The 20,825-nt window shown below is 46.5% G+C and carries 11 protein-coding genes; 2 read left to right on the top strand and 9 right to left on the bottom strand.

Annotated elements, in window-relative coordinates:
- Positions 1 to 4: 4 nt before the first annotated feature.
- The 9 genes from IEY13_RS21190 to IEY13_RS21150 form a co-directional block, all read right to left on the bottom strand.
- Positions 5 to 2,605: a membrane or secreted protein gene (locus IEY13_RS21190; protein WP_188955976.1), complete on the bottom strand. Its 2,601-nt coding sequence runs from the start codon at positions 2,603 to 2,605 to the stop codon at positions 5 to 7.
- Positions 2,606 to 2,622: 17 nt separating this feature from the next.
- Positions 2,623 to 3,651 (bottom strand): glycoside hydrolase family 53 protein, encoded by a 1,029-nt coding sequence (locus tag IEY13_RS21185; RefSeq protein ID WP_188955974.1) that lies wholly within the window; start codon positions 3,649 to 3,651, stop codon positions 2,623 to 2,625.
- A 23-nt stretch (positions 3,652 to 3,674) separates the two neighbouring features.
- Positions 3,675 to 4,742, bottom strand: a complete 1,068-nt coding sequence (locus tag IEY13_RS21180; RefSeq protein WP_188955972.1) for a SusE domain-containing protein — start codon at positions 4,740 to 4,742, stop codon at positions 3,675 to 3,677.
- A 26-nt stretch (positions 4,743 to 4,768) separates the two neighbouring features.
- Positions 4,769 to 6,346, bottom strand: coding sequence for a RagB/SusD family nutrient uptake outer membrane protein (locus IEY13_RS21175; RefSeq protein ID WP_188955970.1), 1,578 nt, complete (start codon positions 6,344 to 6,346; stop codon positions 4,769 to 4,771).
- 18 nt (positions 6,347 to 6,364) lie between these two features.
- The gene (locus IEY13_RS21170; RefSeq protein WP_229687945.1) at positions 6,365 to 9,337 is read right to left on the bottom strand and encodes a SusC/RagA family TonB-linked outer membrane protein; all 2,973 of its coding nucleotides are present in this window, start codon (positions 9,335 to 9,337) and stop codon (positions 6,365 to 6,367) included.
- A gap of 70 nt (positions 9,338 to 9,407) precedes the next feature.
- A complete protein-coding gene (locus IEY13_RS21165; protein ID WP_188955968.1) occupies positions 9,408 to 10,430 on the bottom strand; it encodes a LacI family DNA-binding transcriptional regulator in 1,023 nt (340 codons plus the stop codon).
- 353 nt (positions 10,431 to 10,783) lie between these two features.
- Positions 10,784 to 14,209: a TraB/GumN family protein gene (locus IEY13_RS21160; RefSeq protein WP_188955966.1), complete on the bottom strand. Its 3,426-nt coding sequence runs from the start codon at positions 14,207 to 14,209 to the stop codon at positions 10,784 to 10,786.
- A gap of 31 nt (positions 14,210 to 14,240) precedes the next feature.
- Positions 14,241 to 14,882 (bottom strand): class I SAM-dependent methyltransferase, encoded by a 642-nt coding sequence (locus IEY13_RS21155; protein WP_188955964.1) that lies wholly within the window; start codon positions 14,880 to 14,882, stop codon positions 14,241 to 14,243.
- A gap of 31 nt (positions 14,883 to 14,913) precedes the next feature.
- The gene (locus IEY13_RS21150) at positions 14,914 to 16,230 is read right to left on the bottom strand and encodes a DNA recombination protein RmuC (RefSeq protein WP_188955962.1); all 1,317 of its coding nucleotides are present in this window, start codon (positions 16,228 to 16,230) and stop codon (positions 14,914 to 14,916) included.
- A gap of 172 nt (positions 16,231 to 16,402) precedes the next feature.
- On the opposite strand from IEY13_RS21150, the gene ileS reads away from it, so the two are divergent.
- Positions 16,403 to 19,813, top strand: coding sequence for an isoleucine--tRNA ligase (gene ileS, locus IEY13_RS21145; protein ID WP_188955960.1), 3,411 nt, complete (start codon positions 16,403 to 16,405; stop codon positions 19,811 to 19,813).
- Positions 19,814 to 19,817: 4 nt separating this feature from the next.
- Positions 19,818 to 20,819, top strand: a complete 1,002-nt coding sequence (locus IEY13_RS21140; RefSeq protein ID WP_188955958.1) for a TraR/DksA family transcriptional regulator — start codon at positions 19,818 to 19,820, stop codon at positions 20,817 to 20,819.
- The last annotated feature ends 6 nt before the right edge of the window (positions 20,820 to 20,825 follow it).

Genomic DNA, 20,825 nt, shown 5'->3' with positions numbered 1-20,825 from the left:
GTTATTATTGGAACAAACGAATGGATTGAACCGTAATACCGGTGCCTTCCGGCTGCTGTGGTAGTACGACTTCTACTTTTTCTACCTCGCTTAACTGCAATGGCTGGTTGCTGTTACTGCTAAACCAGAGATGCTGAAAGGAGGGGTAGGGGCGTGGCATTAATACCATCGCTTCTTTTTTAAAACTGCTTACGGGTATAACAAAATCCTGCCAGTTATTGTTCACGGTAACGGTAGCGCCGTAAGCGTCTGCATCGCGGGTAATCAATATCAGTTTTACCTGCATGGGTTTATCAAATGCTGACTTTGCACGCAGGCTGATGTTATGAAAACCGTTGAGTTCTGAAACGCGTGGTGCCAGTTTATCGCCGGTATACAACTGCCAGGCAGTAACCGGTTGTTTGGCCGGTAACGCTTTGTTGAAGATGCTGTAGGCAAGACTACCGCTGGTATTACCCGCAGTAAAATCGGTTACTTTACCCTCTTCAGACCAGGAAGGATAGGGGAAGATATGCCTGTCGGTAGTGGCATTGAATAATTCCAGTTCGCTTCCGGGAGTGGCTACGTAAGTATTCCATTTTTCATCATTGTAGTTATCCCAGGCAAACGGATAGCCGCTGATATTACCGGGAAAGGTATACCAGTTGCTATCGCCTTTTTGTACTACAATGGTATAGTTTAATAAGCCGGGTGTTACCAGTTCCGCAGGTACTTCTGCGCTATAATCTGTTGCAGAAGTGCGTTGCATAGAAATGGTTTTGTATTCCCCGTAAAAACGGTTGATATATAAGGTTACCTTATCGGCTGCTTCCACACCGGTGGCGTTTGCAGTAATAGTAAATGCTTTGCCGGCAGTTACCTCTTTGTAAGGTGCATGTATTACCAGTGGTGTGTTGTTTACACCTGCGGGGGCTACAAACTCCTGTAAGGTAACGTTGGCATTGGTACTTGCTGCATTGGCCATTAATGCCGCAGCAGCCGTTGCATTGGTATTTTTACCGGCAGCGGTAAGCAGGTAAGTGCCTGGGCGTATAGCTACGCTACCATTGCTGGCGGTGGCTTTAAAAGTATTACCGGTGTTGAGTGGAGTAAGGTTGAAGTCCCCGCCTGTACCTGGTAAATGAATAGTCATCTGCTGCGTATTCCATACAATACGGGTTACTTCTTTTTGTAAAGAGGCTTTACCAAACGGATCGTTTACGGTTACTGCATCGGGCATTACCTCCAGGCGCCATACACCTTCAGCCAGCTGATCTATAAAATAGGCACCCTTGCCACTGTATTGCACCAGGGGTGAGGAACCTACGCCTGCAATATGCTTCAGCGCAGCAGCGTTTAACGGTTGGGTAAGTGTGCTGCCGGAATAATAAAACTCGGCTGCCGTGTTCATCTCACTCATGTTGTTGCGGTAAGAAGTACGGAAGCTGCCGAAAGAAGAATCTTTGGGATAGGCTTCGTACTGCTGTAAGCGGGGCAGGTTGCGGAACGCTTTACCGGCAATAAGCAGGCTGATGGCTTTGGCAGGCGTGTAAGCCAGGTTGAGGTAATGCGTCTGATACTCGGTATTGGCATAGGCGGTAGTCATAGGATCGTACGCAAACTGCGTAGCCCACTGAAAACCGGCAGCACGGAAGCTGCGGGCCATAGCCGGGTACATATTGCTTTGCAGCATATCGCCCGCATCAAACTCATATACCATACGCGCTTTGGTAGCCAGTTGCGGAAGGCTATCTGCAAAGGGAACACGGTACTGATCTACATTCGGCAGATAGTTACCCTGTAAGGTGTGGTTGGCTACCAGGCCGGTAGGGTACCACTGAAAACTGAAACCATCTACATTGGCTTTGGCTACCATGCCTGCATAATCAGGCGATTCGCTGATGTTGTAAAACACCGGCTTTTTCCAGCCTGCGCTGCGTACAGCAGCTGCCATGCGGTTTACATATTCCGTTACCTTTTCGCGCGGGCCGCTGTGAAAGGGCTCGTTATTTATTTCCAGCAGAATAATATTTCTGTCGGCGGTATAGGTGCGGTTGGTATATGGGTTAACGTGCTTTAGCAACTGTTGCAGGTAGTTGGCCTGCGCCTGTATAGCTGCTTCGTTTACCAGCGATTGTTTTTTGCCGTATTTGTAAGCAAAGCCTGGTGTATGTTCATCCTTTTCCGGATAACCATTGCCCCAGAAAGCGATAGGGGTGATTGCGATTTTGATATTCCGCTGTTCCAGCAGGTATACCAGATAATCGAATAAAGCCAGGTGCTCGTTTTCCAGCAGGTTGCCGGCGGTATCTGCTATTTCTGTATCCCAGATATGTACGCGGAAGGCATCCAGCCCCAGGCGGGCGAAATGATACACATCCTGCTCCATGGCTTTTTTAATATCTACGCCCGGCACGTGGTGCGAGCGGTAGCCGTAGGCAAACGGTACGGTGTAATTAGTGCCAAAGAAAGCAGCTTCCTTATTATCCGCGGTATAACGTAACACACCTTTCTTATCAACATATACCAGTGGCCTTTCGTTTTTAGCATTGCTGCTGCCCTGTGCAAAACAGGTGTGCAGCAGCAATGTAAATAAAAAGAATAAGCCGGTTTTGTGTAAAGCCATATTCTTATTGTTTAGATCTATTTAAACGCTTCCAGTGCGGAAGTTGGTCTGCCCTGGTCGGTAAAAGCACCCAGTTTATAGCCTTCCCAGCTATCGTAAGCCTGGGGTTCCCAATAGAACAGTCCTAAGCCTCTGCGGTTGGGCAGGTGGTACACTTTTTCGGTAATATCTTCAATGAAACGCTTACAGGCAGCGCCGCTGGTGGCAGGCATACCTATTTCGCACAGCATTACATCTTTGTTATAACGTACAATTACATCTTTCATGTTGGCCTCACACTGTTGGTTAAGGGTAGGCCAGGTGGTTTCTTCCACGTATAAAGACATGCCAATGATGTCGTACTTAGCATTATTGGTAGTAAGACCATCGTACAACCAGCGGAAGATGGTATTGTTATAACCATTAGCCATGTGTACAATTACTTTGGAAGTAGTGTCGTTGGCTTTAACTGCATTGTAGCCTGCATTAATTAATGCCGCAAAATTGGCCATGTTGATAGACGCTTTGCCATCGGGCCATAACATGCCATCGTTGGTTTCGTTACCCACTTGTACCCATTCAGGAACAATGTTTCTGGCTTTTAACGCACCCAATACATGCAGTGTGTGGTTATACACTGAATCTTTCAGGCCGTTGAAATCAGCAGCAGCCCAGGTGGCAGGCTTTACCTGCTGCGCAGGATCGGCCCATGAGTCGCTGTAATGAAAATCGATCATCAGTTTCATACCGGCTGCCTTAACGCGTTCTGCTTTAGCCAGGACATCTGCCAGGCCATTGTAGCGGTTAGCGGGGTTTACCCATACGCGCAAACGGATGGCTTTTACACCCAGCTCTTTCATTAGCTGAATGCCTTCTTTTTCTGTACCGGTTGTATCGTAAAACTTCTTGCCGGCATCTTCCATCTGGGTAATCCAGCTTACATCCGCCCCCATAGTTAACTCCTGCACATAAGGGTGTGGAGTGGGAACGTTGGAGGGCATATCATATTTTTTACAACCGGTGCCTGCTATCAGTGCTACGGCGGCTGCGAGGAATACATTTTTCATTTTATTCTTATGCTTTTACCGGGTTATTGTTTGATAATGGAATACGTGTACTTAGCAGGATTGCTCAGGTTCAGCGTTATTTTGTAAGTGCCTTCTGTTGCAGGTGCTGCAAAAGAAGGACCGTCCAGTACCAGTGCGCCATTTCTGATGCCGTAGTTAAGCGTCCATGCCTGGTTTGCCCAGAACTTCCATTGACCGGTTTGCTTTACGGTAGTGGTTACAGACCATACTTGTGTAGTAGCGTCATATGTCATAGGAACATTGGTTGTCCAGTTATCACTTACTGCATCACCTACCAGGCCCCATGTTGCAATGTTGGCTTCCCATTTTAAGGTTTGAGTGTTGGCTTTTATCTGATAATAACCTTTGCCTGCGGTAAACAGGTTGTCGCCTGCTCCGCCAGCAGTTGCTATCATTTTGGTGTTGTCGCTTTTATCAAGCGCATAAGTTTTAGCCCAATCTTTCTCTACCAGAATTTTAAACTGATAATCTGATATAGCTGGCCCTACGTAAATGTAGCCCTCATAGGCACCAGTAAATCCTGTATCTGCTATAGGAGCGCCTCCGGTAGGCCATCCATTAAACTGTCCGCTCAGATACATCAGAGGCGCATCTGGCGGTGGATAGGTGGTAACATTAACGGTTTTAACATCAGCGTATACCGGAGGTATGCTGGATGGGCCGCCGGTAATGCCGTTTTGCTGCACCTGAGCTTTTACCCGTACCTGCATAGCGCCGGAAGCATTAGGTCTTATACCTACTGCCAGTGCCAGGGTGTTAAACGCAACATGGGTAAAGCTGGCGCTGGTGGTATCGTTACCAATAATTACTTCCTGTGGTTTGCTAAAATCACCACCTGCAACATCCAGCTGCAGGGTGTAGGTAATTTCTGCATTAATGCCATAGCTTACTTTGTTCCAGTTAAAGCTGATAGCTGTTTGCTGTTTTTTAGAGCTGTCCAGTGTTACTGTGTTTGCGCTGCTGGTAAGTTCCAGCAGTTCGGAAGGCTCGTGGTATACTGCACGGGTTTCATCCTTTTTACAGGAGGCCAGCAGCGCCAGAGAAAATAATGTGAATATGATTTGTTTCATACAATCTTTTTGAATGGGTGATACAATTAGTACCCGGTGGTTTGTTTCAGATTACGGTTGGCAATAAGATCGGAGGTGGGGATAGGATACAGATTAAACCTGCTATCAACACCTCTGCCTTGTGCAACGCCACCTTTAAAAGGCCACAGGTAGCTGGCATCTGTAAGCTTACCAAAACGCACCAGATCGGTACGGCGGGTAGCCTCCCAGTACAATTCTCTGCCGCGCTCTGCCAGCATAAAGTCCAGCGTAAGATCGTTGGCGCTGATATTGCCGGATGCGTTACCATAAGCACGGTTGCGCAGCAGGTTAATGTAGTTTACTGCCTGTGTTTTATCGCCACTGCTTCTTACCACAGCTTCTGCATACATCAGGTACGCATCTGCCAGGCGGAACATGGGGAAGTCGGTATCTACAAAGCGACCGTTTTTGCCGGCAACACCGGTTGAAGTCATATTGCTGAATTTAGGAACTGCATATCCCTGGGTGAATTCTGCTACATTGGTAATGTCCAGCGTTTGCCCTGCTGTATAAAACATGGCGCGTTTGTCTGTTGAACCAATAGCATCCGGAAACAGGTTTACCAGGTTTTTGGTAGCGCGCATGCCTGCCCACTTGGTGCTTACGCCATAGTTGGCCTCTGACATAGAACCACCTAATGCACTTAATACAATAAAGGTGGTGTTACCGTAAGACTGCGAGGTGGTACCATCTGCCAGTATTGGGAAAACGATTTCGCTGCTCAGATGGTTATCTGCTTTAAATACATCTGCATAATTGCTGCTTAACTGATAGTTGGCACCAATTACTTTATTGGCATACGTAATGGTTTCTGCATTTTTAGCAGTGCCGGTGTATACCTGTGCATTCAGATACAGTTTAGCCAGCAGCATCCAGGCGGCACCTTTGTCTACGCGGCCGTATTCATTGGTACGTGCATCGGGTAACAGGTTTTCTAACTCTTTCAGTTCTGTTTCGATATACTGAAATACTTCTGCACGTGATTTTTGTGGTGGTTGAAAAATACCTACAGGATCGTTTTCAGTAACAAAAGGTACGTTACCAAACATATCAATAGCTGTCCAGTAATAAAACGCACGCAGGAAGCGGGCTTCATGACGATAGTTTTTGATGTCATTCTGAACGCTGGCAGAGAAGATGCTCATTTTATCGTCAGGCGTTTGACGTAAGAACTCGTTACAAATGCCAATACCAAAATAAATACGGTCGTACATAAACTTGAGGAAGGTGCCGTTAGCGGTCCAGCTCAGGTTATGATACGCCTGTTGATCGGCGTTGTTCCAGCCTATGATGGCTTCTTCTGTAGGCAATTCCTGTAAGCTCCAGTACGTGCGGAGGAATACCGTGTTACCAGGGTCTTCACCTGCCAGATCGTTCTGGGCAGCATCTTCATAAGTCTGACCGCTTAAAGCAAGGCTACCATATAGTTTAGCAAGTACGCCTTTTATTTTAACCGGGTCTTTGTAAATGGTTTCTGATGTCTCCAGCACATACGGGCTGCGGTTCAGATCTTTGGTACAGGAAACGGCTCCGGCACTGATTGCAGCAATAGCTGCTATAATGGATAATGATTTTATGGTCATTTGGTGTAAGTGTTGTGGTTAATAAGTCAGATTAATGCCTACAGAGTAAATACGCGGTCTTGGATAAGCGTTGTTGTCGATACCTGAATAAATTTCAGGGTCCAGACCAGAGTATTTGGTAATAACAAACACGTTTTGTACAACAGCGCTGAGGCGTAAGGTGGCCTTCTGACGCAGAATGCTGCCGAAGTTGTAACCGAACGACAGGTTATCCATTCTCAGGAAAGAGGCATTCTCGATATAGTAATCGGAGAAGAACTGACTGTTCTGGAAACGGGTATTCAGATAATCGCTGTTTACGTTGCCAATATAACCTGCACCGGTGCTGATGCTGTTGTAAGCGCCGCCGCCTGATTTAACGTTGTTGTATACGTAGTTGCCAATGTTGCTGCGCATTACGAAAGACATATCCCATTTTTTATACGCAAATTGGGAAGTGAAGCCCATGGTAAGTTTGGGGTTGGCAGATTTGTAACGGTAAAACATATCGCCTTTATCGTCTTTGTTAAACACACCTTCTACCGGTTTGCCGTTGGCATCGTATACCTGCTTGTATACATAGAACGCCTGTGGCGCATAGCCTACAGTGTTAATCTGAATCATGTTACCGGTACCACCACCGATACCGCCTGTGCGGATACCTACTGAAGCGCTGTCGTTATTGCTCAGTTTCAGAATTTTGATATCGTTATAAGCGATGTTGAAGTTGGCTTTCCAGGTGAATGGTCCTTTGTCAATAATGCTTGCGTTGATGGCCAGTTCCACACCCTTGCTTTCAATGTTACCTACGTTGGTAAGTACGCTGTTACCCAGGTTGGCACCTGCTGCAGGAGGTACTGCGGCTAACAGATCTTTGGTTTTTTTGTAATAGAAGTCCAAAGTACCGCTGATGCGGTTGCTCAGGAAACCATAGTCAACACCTGCGTTCCAGGCAGTAGTAGTTTCCCATTTAATGTTGGCATCGTATGGGTTGGGGCGGTAAGTGATTATTGCACCATTGCCAAACGGATACTGTACGTTGTCTGCACCCGGAACATAAATAGGCAGGTAGGGATAGTAAGAGCCTATTTCCTGGTTACCGGTAATACCAAAGCCGGCACGCAGCTTCAGATCGGACAGCCATGTAATACCTTTCATAAAGTCTTCTTCCTTCATTTTCCAGGCCAGTGCGGCAGAAGGGAAGTTACCCCATCTGTTGTTAGGGCTGAAGCGTGAAGTACCATCGCGGCGGATAGAAGCCGTTAACAGGTATTTGTTTTTGAACGTGTAGTTGAAACGGGCAAATACAGACAGTAACGTGTTATCGGTAGAGTCTGCAATTTGTGTTTGCAACGTATTGCCTTTAGCATCCTGAACAGGGTAAGAAGGCGCACCGCGGAAGAAAGTCTGGTAAGAGTAACCCACCGTTGCATCCAGACGGCTTTCTATTGCTCTCAGGTCTTTGGCGTAGGTAAGGTAAAAATCTAACAACTTGTCATTTCTGCGCTGGGTGTAATTTGTTCTGGAACCACCACGCTGATAGCTCAGGGCTGCGTAAGCAGGAATGAAGGTATTACCCTCTGTTTTAGAGATATCGTAACCACCATTCAGTGTTGCGGTGATAGCAGGAAAGAAAGGCAGTTTATAGTCCAGTTTAATGCTTCCTATGCTACGGTAAACGTCGCTCAGGCTGGAATTTAGCATTAAACGGGCAACCGGGTTTTTAGTAGCCAGTTCGATCGGTATCCCTGCTGCATTAACCCACTCGTAGTAGTTACCGTACTGGTTGCTAATGTGAACAGGCTGTGTAGGGTCGAAGCCAATGGCTGCGCCTATAGCCCCTTCATCGGCAAACCTGGTTTTCTGATAAACGCCTTTCAGATTTATGTTAACTTTTAAAGTGTTGTTGAAGAAGGACGGTGTAAGGTTTAAGCTTACAGAGGTCCTTTTCATGTTGCTGGTTTTTAAAATACCATCCTGGTAAGTGTAACCGGCCGACAAGCGGTAAGGGAGTTTTTTGATGCCGCCGGTTGCACTCAGGTTATAGTCGCCACCAAATGCTTTCTGATAAATTTCATCCTGCCAGTTGGTATTTGCTTTACCCAGCATTGCTTTTTCACTGGCGGTACCCTTTTCATTCACTATTGCACGGTACTCATCAGCTTTCACCACATCAATTTCATTTCTTTTTACGGATTGAGACAGTACTGAGTTGAAATTGAGTTTGAGTTTGCCCGAAGAACCACTTTTGGTAGTGATAAGGATAACGCCGTTAGATGCCCGGTTACCATAAATAGCGGTAGCAGAGGCATCTTTGAGTATGTTGAACGATTCAATATCGTTGGGGTTGATGAGGCTTAACGGGTTGGCTACGCCAGACACCGCATCGTTGGTCATAGGCACTCCATCAATTACAATCAGCGGGTTGTTGCTGGCGCTTAATGAAGTGCCGCCGCGTACGCGGATGGTACCACCTGCACCAGGTGCACCGCCGTTGGGGGTGATTACCACACCGGCAACTTTACCGGTTACCAGCTGGTCGGGCGTGGTAACGGCTCCCTGCTGGAAGTCTTTAGAGGTAACAGAAGCCACAGAACCCGTAAGGTCTTTTTTAGAGCGGGAACCGTAACCAATTACTACTACATCATTTAAGGTGTTCTGCTTGTCGGGGGACAGGTGAACACGTATAGCGCTGCCGTTTACGGCAATGCTCTGGGTGGCAAAGCCTATGTATTCAAAAACGAGGGTATCACCTTCAGCCGCGCTGATGGTGAAGGTTCCGTCTGCCCTGGTTTGGGTACCCTTGGTTTTACCTTTTAAGAGTACAGAAACACCTTCCATCGGTTTGTTTTCGGCATTGGTAACAGAACCGCTAACCGGTTTTTGCTGCGCCGGAGCACTTAACGATGCAAGGATAAAAAGAGCAGGCAGGATTTGCTTTACCCTGGTAAGACACCTTTTCAGGCCATAACGGGCCTGTTGTGCCATAGAATTACCTGGCAATTCTTTCATGGGATTACTGGTTTGTATTTGGTTTGTGTAATGTGTAAACGTTTGCATAACGGAATAAAAAATCCCTTTGCTAAGGGTGGGCAGAAGACTGCCGGAACACAGGAATAGGGTCGAGTACGATTTTTCGGGGTTGCATGTTTTCGCTTGTTTTCATGTTGATTTGTTCAAATAATAGTTTAAAAGCCGCTTCTCCCATAGCCACCGTTTGCTGGTCCAGGGTGGAAAGAGAAGGGGTGGTATGCTCGCCAAACTCTTCATTGGCAAAGCCTATCACTCCAAACTGATCGGGTATGGATATATCATGTTCTTTCAGGGCCTTCATGGCGCCGAGGGCGGTGAAGTCTTCCACTGAAAAAACAGCATCGGGTTTCTTTTCTAGTGTTAAAAAGTGCTCAACGGCTCTTTTCCCGGCTTCAATAGAAATGTCGCCGGTATATATAATGTTAAAGTCAATAGGCAGGTTGTAAGCCTGCAGTGCACCCAGATAACCGCGTAAACGATTGTTGAACAATTTAATATGCTGGGGACCCGCTATGTGGGCTATACGCTGGTAACCTTTTTTTATCAGATGTTCTGTGGCGCAGAAAGCACCTTTGTAGTCGTCAATTACTACGGAGGGTACGTTCAGATCATCATTTACCCGGTCGAAAAATACCAGCGGTGTGCCGGTAGCTTTTACCTCCCGGAAATGGGTATAATCATGCGTTTCCTTGGCCATAGATACCAGAATTCCATCTACGCGCGCGTTTAAAAAGGCCTGTAATCCTTTTTGCTCAAACTCTCTTTTCTCGTTAGACTGGTAAATCAGTACGTTGTAACCGTGCTGACTGGCCAGACTTTCAATACCGTGTACTACCGAACCAAAAAAGTTGATTTTGGCGCTGGGTATTAATACACCTATCAGGTGGCTTTTGCCGCTGCGCAGTGAGCTGGCGATGGTATTGGGGCGGTAATTGAGTCGTTTAGCGGCTTCCAGTACGCGTGTACGCGTTTCTTCGCTGATGGAGGGATGGTTGTTCAGTGCCCGCGATACGGTTGCGGGCGTTGTGTTGAGTTCTTTTGCTATGTCAGTAATCGTTACGTTGCTAGCCATGGATTGTGCAATCGTTTACGCAAAGGTTGCGTAAAAATTGCCATCCGTCCAAGTTTTTATGTGTAAAAATGACAATCAGGAAGGAGGGGGCGGGCCGGTTGCATAGCAATCTGATTTATTGCCGGGATTGGAGTGTGGTGAGAGCTGGATTTACCGCGAAATGTTGCAACGAACAGGTGAAATGTTTCGCGGTGACGTACGGCTCGTTTTTACTGAAGGGCCGCTCGTCCGTTGGAATAAATGGCTCGTTCGTACGAACGAGCCATGGGTAAACTGGTTTTGTGTATTAAAACAACACAGTGTGTAAGTTAAAGTGGCTTTTGAGAAGCCCTGGCTTGCAATTGCGTTAATCGCTACTCCTCACCATCGTTTTCATCAGACAAACTCTTTAAATAGTCGTTCAGGAACGCGGTTAACTTAGCTACATTATAATCTTCTGTGGTGTAAGAACCTGTAAGCTCCACCTCCGGTTCAAGGCTGGTGCCGGTAAGTGAATATCCTCCTGAAATTCCAAGATAAGAGTACGCGTCATCGCCGGAACCCTCCGTAATTTTATAGAGGTAGAAAAGGTATTTTTTGCCTTTATACACTGCTTGTTTACTACCTGCCGGTTTAATTACAACTGTTTCGTCTGCATCATCAAGCATATTATACAAGCCAGACATTGCAAAATGCGCGCGGGTGAGGTACTGTTTTGGGAATAGGGACTCTTTATGTGCCTCCTTTAACTGGTCATAAAATGCTAACCGTATACTGGAGTCCCGCGCAAGGGAAAGTAATACAGGAGCAGGAATCTGTTGGCCATTGGCTATCAGTGCCATTACAGCTTCCCGCTTCAACCGGGATACCTTAATTGCAAAAAAGCTGCGTAATGCCTGATTAGAAGCGGTATCGTTAAGCCGCCCCAGTAACTGAATAAATTTTATGTAGCTATAATCCCATATCTCTTCCTGTTTCTGCATTTCAGGCAACAGCAGCTTTGCGGCCTGGATAAAGGCTGCTTTGTGTTGGTTCAGCAGTGAGAAGTTGATGTGGCCATCATCTGCCAGTAAAATACCCAGGTGTGCTATACAAGGTGCCAGTTTAGGAGAACTAGCCAGTACCAGCAGTGAATCGTATATAGTAGCAGTAAGTTTAAGGCTGTCTTTAAGGGCATAGGTATAATCAGAAGACTCCATCTGAGCGCTATACAGAGGAGCCAGTTTTATAAAGGTTTGATAGCTATAGCTGGTATGTAAAAGTGTAAGTGTTTTTAACAGCGTAGTGGCCTGCTCCTGTGTAACTGTCTGTGGTTTGGAGAATTGATTGGCAATAAAAGCAACGGTGGTGCTGTCTGCCATATCGGCCACTTCCTGAGCTATCCGGGTATTTATATAGCTGGTGCTGACTGCAGAAGAGTCTGCCGGGTAAGATTTCAATAAGGCTTCGTGCAGTATTGGTAAATCTGTTTTGGAGAAGGGGGCATCATCCAGGGAATTATAAGCTTCGCCTTGTTTGTCTGCATCTGCTGACATCAGATCCTGTATAATCAGGTCAGTTTTCGGTTGCCATACAGATCGGCCGGTATTGGTGGATGGTGTGCTGATAGCGCTGAAAAAGCTGTTTGATTGGCTGCTGTACAGCAGAGCAGAGTCGCCCGCAGCAAAAAGTGTATAAAGTTTATCGCCCCTGATATATACGCGGGCTCTTGTCATTATCTGGTCGTTGGTGGCTTGTTTGGTAAGCCATTCCCAACCCGTTAATCCATTTTGAGTAATGGGCTGTACGTGTACGGTATTGGTGTTTGCAACGGCAGTACGTTGCAGATGGTTAAATAATGCAGAATCAGACGGGAACCAGCTGTATTTGCCCATGGTATCGCAGCGCACAAAATAGCTGAGTGCTGTTACTGAATCGCGGGTTACCTGAAGGCTTTTAAAGGCAGCAGTGTTAGTAAAAGCGGCTGGAGCGGTTGTGGCAAAAGCACTGTCGGCAGATGCATAAGACTGCCAGGCATACACAGGGGCTTCCTGAAAAGACAGAGAACGGAAGGCATTGTCGCATTTGCCGCTATAGGCGCTGGCCGAATCGGTAAATGCCATCAGTATAATCTGTCTGTTATAGTGGTTTATCAGCGCGCCTCTTAGGTAAACGCCGGAGTTTTTTACACTCCCTTCCAGACTGTAACCTTTGTGACCATTGAGTACAACCGGATTTATGCGCAGCTGAACATATTTATCCTTCATGCTATTATAAAGTGCGCTGGCAGCTGTACTATCGCCGGAGAGATAAGCGCCTTTTTGAATTTCTTTTATCAATAACATATAATACGCACCCGAAGCATCTGTACAGGCATAGGTGCGTGTATTCCACAATTCATCACGCTGTGTTAATGCATCATAAGGTTCCAGCACGGCGGGTGTAATTAATTGTATGCGACTGATGGTATCTGTAAACCTTACACCGAGACCTGAAATCAAAGTAGCAGGTTCCTGGGTATGTACTTTAAAGGATTGCAGAAAACGTAATGCAGAAGGCGATGTGAGGGTTGTTTTTTTGAAACCAATCACCATAAGCATATGAAGATGCTTGTCTATAAGAAACAGTTGTACACGGGCAGGCATATCATTGGCGGTGCAGAAAAACTCAGTTCCATTTTTTCCCAGTGGTTTAAAGGTGATCTGCTGACCGGGTGCCATATTGTTGGCCATTGCTTTAAAAAGTGAGTCGCGTTTTTCGGTGTTTAAAAACATACCACCAATATGCATGGTACCATAGCCCGTCATGGAAAGCAGATCCATGTAGAAATTGAATTTAACACCGGGAACAACTTTTAAATCCATAGGTGCGCCTGGCATAGAAATGCTGTATTGTCCATTGTTGCCGGTAACATTCTGCCAGGGCTGTTCTACTTCCTTATACTTATAATTTTTAGCATCAATTTTCTGATGTGAAAAAACAGGTTCTACTGTAAAGCCCTGCTGGCGCAGCAGCGCAATAATTCCATCATCGCCGGGAAGGTGTGCAGTGCCCACTGCAAAGAAGGTGCCTCTGATAGCGGACAGGCTATCCATACGGCGCACCATTTTGATATTGCGTTTTACAAGTAACTCATCTCTGTTCTTATAATACAGGCCAGCAAAAAAGTTAATATCCTGTGCTGTATATTTCTGAATCATTGTGTTGATGAGATTGTCACCTGCTACCTGATCATCAGACAGAATACCATCTACATCAGACTGGTCAATCAGATCATCTATAAGGCCGCTCTGATCCATTACGTCTTCAATACCGCCCACCCATTTTCCCTGCTTCTTAGCTGTTTCGTACAACCAGGCATCCAGAAAGGTTCTCATTTCTCCTTTGGTAAAGGCATCGGTAGCCCACTTGTTTTTTTCTTTCAACAGATCGTTGGTGGTTACTTCCGTTGCTGGTTTTCCAAACTTCTTAGCCAGGCGTTTGCTATAGGTGTTGAAGTTTTTTTCGCCCAGGGCTTCTTTAACGGATTTATTATTTTTCCGGTTGTCAAGTGCTTTATTAATACCATAAGCTACCATTTCTTCCGGATTTACTTCAATAGCCAACCCGTCTGAGGTTTCAATGGCATGCAGCAGAGAATCACCAAAGCGGAACAACCGCTGATCGCTCAGGTGTATAGTACCAAACAGATAAGAAGGCTTTTGTAGTTGCTTGCCGGAGATACGCCACAGTAGTGTGTTGGGCAGTTTTTTCTGGCCACGCACACAAAAGAAACACGCCAGCATTAGCAGCGTAAACAAGGGTTTATGTAATGATATCATGTGTTAAGGTTGAATGCTTGTGGATGCGAAATTATACATTGCTGCTGAATACAAATACACTGATGGTTTCTGTTTGGGCTGCGGCACTTATATTCATGGCTACGTGCTGCGGGTTCCACCTGAGCAGCCGCTCAATAAACGGTTTGGCCATCAGCCGCTGAGGCGTACTGAGGATAATGGTAGCGCCAGCCTGTATAAAGCCACTCAGTACCTGATAAAGCTGTTCAAAAGCAGCGGGATCGTAATTGATATCACTTAGTAAAACTACTTCTGCATGCAGGCTGGCTGGCAGCTGGTACCAGTTCAATAGCCGGGCTTCCATATTGGGTAGTTGGTTGTGAGCGGCGGACCGGGCCATTACGTCTACTGCTTCCTGCAGGTAATCGCTGCTACATACCTGTGCAGCATAGCGGGCGGCCAGCAGAGAGGGCAGGCCTAACCCGGCAGCCAGTTCCAAAACGGTTTTGCCCTGGATAAGCGCGGTGTGTTGTTGCAGAAAGTCGCTCAGCGCCAGCGCAGAATGCCAGAGTTTGGTCCAGTGCGGAAAAGGCGTATTGGGGTTCAGCTGCTTTTGCTGATAATAGGTTTGTTGTACCTGTTGTGCATCGGGTACAAACAGCGTAGTTTCGTAGCCTTTTCTCTGAATGGTTTGTAACGTAAGTGATAACTCCATGTGCGCTGGGTAAACGGCAAATAAAACAGAATCAGATGGTATTGTCTAATAAATTACCAGCCTGGGTAGAAGGTAACTCCTGCACATCTCGCAGTTTGCGTTCTATAGCGCGGGAGCGGCGGCCGGCATCTTCTATTACATTACTGGCTTCCTGCAACTTCTTTTGTGTTTTATCCAGTATGCCACCGAAGTTGCTGAACTCGGTTTTTACAGCGCCCAGCAATTGCCATACCTCGCCCGAGCGGCGTTCTATAGCCAGTGTACGGAAGCCCATTTGTAAACTGCTGAGCAGGGCGCTGAGGGTGGTGGGGCCGGTAATAATAATTTTATAATCGCGTTGCAGGGTTTCAAACAGGCCGGGGGTGCGTAATACCTCAGCATACAGGCTTTCAAAAGGCAGAAACAGAATGGCAAAATCCGTAGTGCCGGGTGGGTGAATGTATTTGCTGCTGATGTCGGCAGCACATTTTTTAATGCCGCGTATAAAGCTGCGGCGGTATTCTTCTACCAGTTCCACCTGGGCATTGTCGTAGGCTTCGGACAGCAGTTCATAGTCCTCTTTCGGAAACTTAGAATCAACCGGTAGCCATACGGGCTGATCACCCGCTTCCTTACCCGGCATTTTTACGGCAAACTCTACCACGGCGTTGGAGTCAGCTTTGGTTTTTACGTTTTTAGCGTACTGATCGGCGGTGAGCAGCTGGTCCAGTATATTCTCCAGCTGGTACTCGCCCATAATACCACGTGTTTTAACGTTGGTAAGTACCCGTTTTAAATCGCCCACGCCGGTGGCCAGTTGCTGCATATCGCCCAGGCCTTTGTGTACGGCTTCCAAGCGCTCGCTTACTATTTTAAAAGATTCGCCCAGCCTGGTTTCCAGTGTTTTCTGTAGTTTTTCATCTACCGTGGCGCGCATTTCTTCGAGCTTTTTCTCGTTGCCACTCTGCAAATCGGCAATTTTCTTCTCCATTACCTCCCGCATCTGGTCCAGGCGGCCGGCGGTGGCAGTGTTCTGCTCGCTTTGTTTGTGCAGCAGTGCATAGAAGTTTTCCTTTTGCAGCCGGTTAAAGTCTTCCACCGATTTATTTACCTGCTCGCCAAAGGCACGAAGGGAGGCTGATAATTCATGACGACCATGGCGTGCGGTGTCCTGTGCTTCCTGACGGTTGGTGGCAATTTCCTGTTTTACTGCCTGTTCAATCCTTTGTACCTGTTTGTTCAGCTGGTCCCATTGGTTCAGCAACTGCTGCTCATGAGCGGGGGCGTTGCGGCTACCGGCTCTGATAATCAGTATAAGTATTACCAGCAGCAGTATAATAATGGTGGCGAGGGCAATATGTGTAATCATGTAAGTTATTTAAGGATAGCGGACACGCTATTATTTTTACCAAATGTACTAAAACGATTAGTTTTTAATCGTTTGAATACGGGAGCGGGCGCTTTGTTTTCCCCACCAAATGCACGGGCAATTTCTTACCTTTGCTGCCTTTAAATTCGCCCACATACTGTCTTTTTTGATTATGAGTAATAAATACCAGGAATTTTCAGGATTAAATCTGCCTTCAATAGAGCAGGCCATATTGGCTAAATGGAGTGAAAGTCAGGCTTTTGAAAAGAGTGTGGAACTGCGTAACGGTGCAACCCCCTTTGTGTTTTACGAAGGCCCGCCCAGCGCTAATGGCATGCCTGGTATTCACCACGTTATTTCCCGTACGCTGAAAGATCTGGTTTGCCGGTACAAAACCATGCAGGGGTTTCAGGTGAAAAGAAAAGGCGGCTGGGATACGCACGGCCTTCCTGTGGAACTGCAGGTGGAAAAAGAACTGGGTATTACCAAAGAAGACATCGGCAAAAAAATAAGCATTGAAGAATACAATCAGAAATGCCGCGAAACGGTTCTCCGCTATAAAGACAAGTGGGATGAACTGACCCGTAAAATGGGTTACTGGGTAGATCTGAACGATCCCTATATCACCTTCGACAATAAATATATAGAGAGCCTGTGGTGGTTGCTGAAGAAGCTGTACGACAAGGGCTTACTGTATGAAAGCGTAAGCATTCAACCTTACTCCCCGGCAGCTGGTACCGGTTTAAGCTCGCACGAGCTGAACCAGCCGGGTACTTATAAAGATGTAAAAGACACCAGCGCCGTGGTAATGTTTAAAGCGGTGAAAGATGCAGCCCTTACCGGTAGCAATTGGTATAAGAGCATTGATTTCAGCGGTTTACAAAGCGATGAGTTGTTTTTTATGGCCTGGACCACCACACCATGGACCCTGCCATCTAACCTGGGTTTAACCGTGGGGCCTAACATTGATTATGTACTGGTAAAAACCTTTAACCCATATACACACCTGCCGGTGAATGTGATACTGGCCAAGGCGTTGCTGGGTAAGTACTTTAAACCCGAAGGAGAGAATGGCGATTTTGCCGGTTATAAAGAAGGGGAGAAGTTACTGCCCTGGACCATAGTAGCCTCTTTTAAAGGAAAGGATATTGAAGGTTGCCGTTATGAACAGTTGCTGCCTTACGAGGCCAACAGCCTGGAGGCTATTAAAAGTATAACGCCATCTGCCGATCCTTTCCGTATTATCAGTGGTGATTTTGTAACCACAGAAGACGGTACGGGTATAGTGCACACGGCGCCTGCTTTTGGTGCGGATGACTATAAGGTAGGTAAGAAGTTTGACATTGGTATACTGACGCTGGTGGACAGACAAGGCCGGTTTGTTGAAGGTTTGGGTGAATTCAGCAGCCGTTATGTAAAGAATTACAAGGACGATGCGGATTATGTAGACGTAAACGTAGACATATCTGTAAAACTGAAAAAAGAGAACCGTGCCTTTAAAGTAGAAAAATACGAACACAGCTACCCGCATTGCTGGCGTACGGATAAACCTATTCTGTACTATCCGCTGGATGCGTGGTTTATTAAAACCACCGATTTAAAAGACCGGATGGTGGAACTGAACAAAACCATTAACTGGAAGCCAAAAAGCACCGGCGAAGGCCGTTTTGGCAACTGGCTGGAAAATATGGTGGATTGGAACCTGAGCCGCAGCCGTTACTGGGGTACTCCGTTACCGGTTTGGCGTACAGAAGATGGGGAAGAAGAACTGTGTATTGGTTCGGTAGCGGAGCTGACGGAGGCTTTTGATAAAGCAACGGCGGCTGGTTATAATAAAGACGTAAAAGGTATTGTGGACCTGCACAAGCCGTTTGTAGATGATATTACTTTATTAAGCGCCTCTGGCAAACCGATGAAGCGTGTGCCTGATCTGGTAGACGTATGGTTTGATTCCGGTGCTATGCCTTATGCGCAATGGCATTTCCCTTTTGAGAATAAGGAAATCTTTGCTCAGAACTACCCGGCTGATTTCATTGCTGAAGGCGTGGATCAGACGCGTGGCTGGTTTTATACCCTGCATGCATTGGGTTCGCTGATTAAAGAAGACGTTCACGAAGAGCTGAAAAAAGCGGGTATAGCGGTAAATGATACTAAATATCCGGGTTTGGCGTACAAGGCGGTGGTAAGTAACGGTCTGGTACTGGATAAGAATGGTAATAAAATGAGTAAACGCCTCGGCAACGTGGTAAACCCTTTTGAAACCATTGACACTTTTGGTGCGGATGCCACCCGTTGGTACCTGATTACCAATGCCTCCCCCTGGGATAACCTGAAGTTTGATATTGAGGGTATTAAAGAAGTGCAGCGCAAATTCTTTGGTACCTTATATAATACGTATCAGTTTTTTGTGCTGTATGCGAATGTGGACGGATTTGCTTTTACGGAAAAATACATTCCGCTGGAAGAAAGACCGGAAATTGACCGCTGGATATTGTCATCACTCAATACCTTAATTAAAAAGGTAACGCTGTATATGAACGACTACGAGCCTACCATGGCTGGTCGTGCTATTGAAACTTTTGTAGATGAGCATTTGAGTAACTGGTATGTACGCCTGTGCCGCCGCCGTTTCTGGAAAGGTGAGTACGAGCAGGATAAAATAAGCGCTTACCAGACTTTATATGAGTGCCTGGAAACACTGGTGAAGCTGATGGCGCCGGTATCGCCGTTTTTCAGTGATGCGGTTTTCTGCCAGCTGAACGCGGTAACCAAACGTTTCAACGGTGGTTCCATTCACCATGCCGATTTCCCGGTGGCCAACGAGGCGGCTATCGATACCGATCTGGAAGAGCGCATGCAGCTTGCCCAGGATACTTCTTCCCTGGTACTGTCGCTGCGTAAAAAGGTGAATATCAAAGTAAGACAGCCCCTGCAAAAGATACTGATACCTGTACTGAATCCGGAAATGAAGGCGCAACTGGAAAAGGTGGCGGATTTGATTACCAGTGAGGTGAACGTAAAAGAAATTCAGTATCTGACGGAAACGGAAGGCATCATCAGCAAAAAAGTGAAGCCGAACTTTAAAGTACTGGGTAACAAGCTGGGTGCTAAGATGAAGGCTGTAAGTGCAGCTGTGAATAATTTTACCCAGCACGAGATTGCGGAGATAGAAAAAGCGGGAAAAATAGCTTTATCTGTTGACGGTGAAGAAATTGTGCTGAATTTGAATGAGGTGGATATTACCGCAGAAGATATCCCGGGCTGGAGTGTGGCCAATAAAGGTACTTTAACGGTGGCTTTGGACATTACCCTGACGGATGAGTTGAAGAAAGAGGGTAACGCGCGCGAATTCGTGAATAGGATACAAAATATCAGAAAAGAGAGTGGTTTTGAATTAACAGACCGTATATTCGTACAAGTGCTTGATAATGCTCTTCTGCGTGATTCACTGACCGACTTCAAAAATTACATATGTGCTGAAATATTGGCAGATAACCTGGAGTATGTGTCGGAATTACAGGGCGGCATTGAAATTGAGGTGAATGACACTTTGCTAAATGTAAGCGTTAATAAAAAAGGTTAATCGTATGGCTACCAGTAAGAAAGCAGCGAAACCAGCCTCTAAACCTGCAAAAGCAGCCAAACCGGCAGCAAAACCCGCAACCAAAGCGGTAGCTGCTCCGGCAAAAAAGGCTTCGAAGCCTGCGGCAAAACCTGCCCCTAAGGCAGCGCCCGCCCCTGCGGCTTCGAAAGTGAAGGCTGTTGCCAAGCCTGCAGCAAAACCCGCTACGAAAGTTGCGGCTAAGCCTGCAGACAAGAAAACGGCAGTTGCAGAAAAGGTGGTTGCTGCTAAAAAGGTAGTGGTTAAACCGACTCCTGAAGTACCTGTGAAATCGGTTAAAACCGCTACACCCTCTGTGAAGGCGGCGGCCACTGTTAAAAAAGAGGTTTCCAAACCTGTAGTAGCTGCGCCCGTACCTGTTGCAACTCCTGCACCTGCCCCGGCCCCCCCGAAGCCGAAAGCTGCCGATGTGAAAGTAGAAGTTAAACCCCCTGCACCTATTCCACGTCCGGCTCCTAAAAAGCTGGAACCGCTGAAAGAGGTGAAAGTGCCCAAAATCTCTGTAAAAACAAGTGTACCCTATCAACCGGAGTACAGACCATTAGAACAAAGAGACAATAACTTTAAATCGAACGAACCATTGGTAAGATATAGTGATTCAGACCTGAAAGAATTCAGAGATCTGATAAATAAAAAACTCGACGCTGCAAAACAAGAACTGGCCTACCTGCAAGGTTTGATTACCCGTAAGGACGAAATGGGAGGTGACGAAACTGAAAACCGTTACATGACCATGGAAGATGGAAGTATGAGTATGGAACGCGAGCAACTGAGCCAGATGGCCAGCCGCCAGATTACTTATATTGATCACCTGGAGAAGGCACTGATTCGTATTGAAAATAAAACATATGGTATTTGCCGCGTAACCGGTAAGCTGATTGATAAGGCCCGTTTACGTGCAGTACCGCATGCTACACTGAGCCTGGAAGCTAAGCTGGGTTTGGTAAAGCCATCAACTGATCAGTAGTTTCTT

The sequence above is a fragment of the Filimonas zeae genome (assembly GCF_014641615.1).
In the GTDB taxonomy this organism is placed as follows: domain Bacteria; phylum Bacteroidota; class Bacteroidia; order Chitinophagales; family Chitinophagaceae; genus Filimonas; species Filimonas zeae.
Note: the sequence above shows the minus strand (reverse complement) of the source record. Positions and strands in the feature narration are given on the sequence as shown.

Excerpts from the sequence above, each read along its gene's own strand:
- IEY13_RS21190 (WP_188955976.1), bottom strand. The coding sequence starts at position 2,605 with ATGGCTTTACACAAAACCGGCTTATTCTTTTTATTTACATTGCTGCTG.
- IEY13_RS21185 (WP_188955974.1), bottom strand. The coding sequence starts at position 3,651 with ATGAAAAATGTATTCCTCGCAGCCGCCGTAGCACTGATAGCAGGCACC.
- IEY13_RS21180 (WP_188955972.1), bottom strand. The coding sequence starts at position 4,742 with ATGAAACAAATCATATTCACATTATTTTCTCTGGCGCTGCTGGCCTCC.
- IEY13_RS21175 (WP_188955970.1), bottom strand. The coding sequence starts at position 6,346 with ATGACCATAAAATCATTATCCATTATAGCAGCTATTGCTGCAATCAGT.
- IEY13_RS21170 (WP_229687945.1), bottom strand. The coding sequence starts at position 9,337 with ATGAAAGAATTGCCAGGTAATTCTATGGCACAACAGGCCCGTTATGGC.
- IEY13_RS21165 (WP_188955968.1), bottom strand. The coding sequence starts at position 10,430 with ATGGCTAGCAACGTAACGATTACTGACATAGCAAAAGAACTCAACACA.
- IEY13_RS21160 (WP_188955966.1), bottom strand. The coding sequence starts at position 14,209 with ATGATATCATTACATAAACCCTTGTTTACGCTGCTAATGCTGGCGTGT.
- IEY13_RS21155 (WP_188955964.1), bottom strand. The coding sequence starts at position 14,882 with ATGGAGTTATCACTTACGTTACAAACCATTCAGAGAAAAGGCTACGAA.
- IEY13_RS21150 (WP_188955962.1), bottom strand. The coding sequence starts at position 16,230 with ATGATTACACATATTGCCCTCGCCACCATTATTATACTGCTGCTGGTA.
- ileS (WP_188955960.1), top strand. The coding sequence starts at position 16,403 with ATGAGTAATAAATACCAGGAATTTTCAGGATTAAATCTGCCTTCAATA.
- IEY13_RS21140 (WP_188955958.1), top strand. The coding sequence starts at position 19,818 with ATGGCTACCAGTAAGAAAGCAGCGAAACCAGCCTCTAAACCTGCAAAA.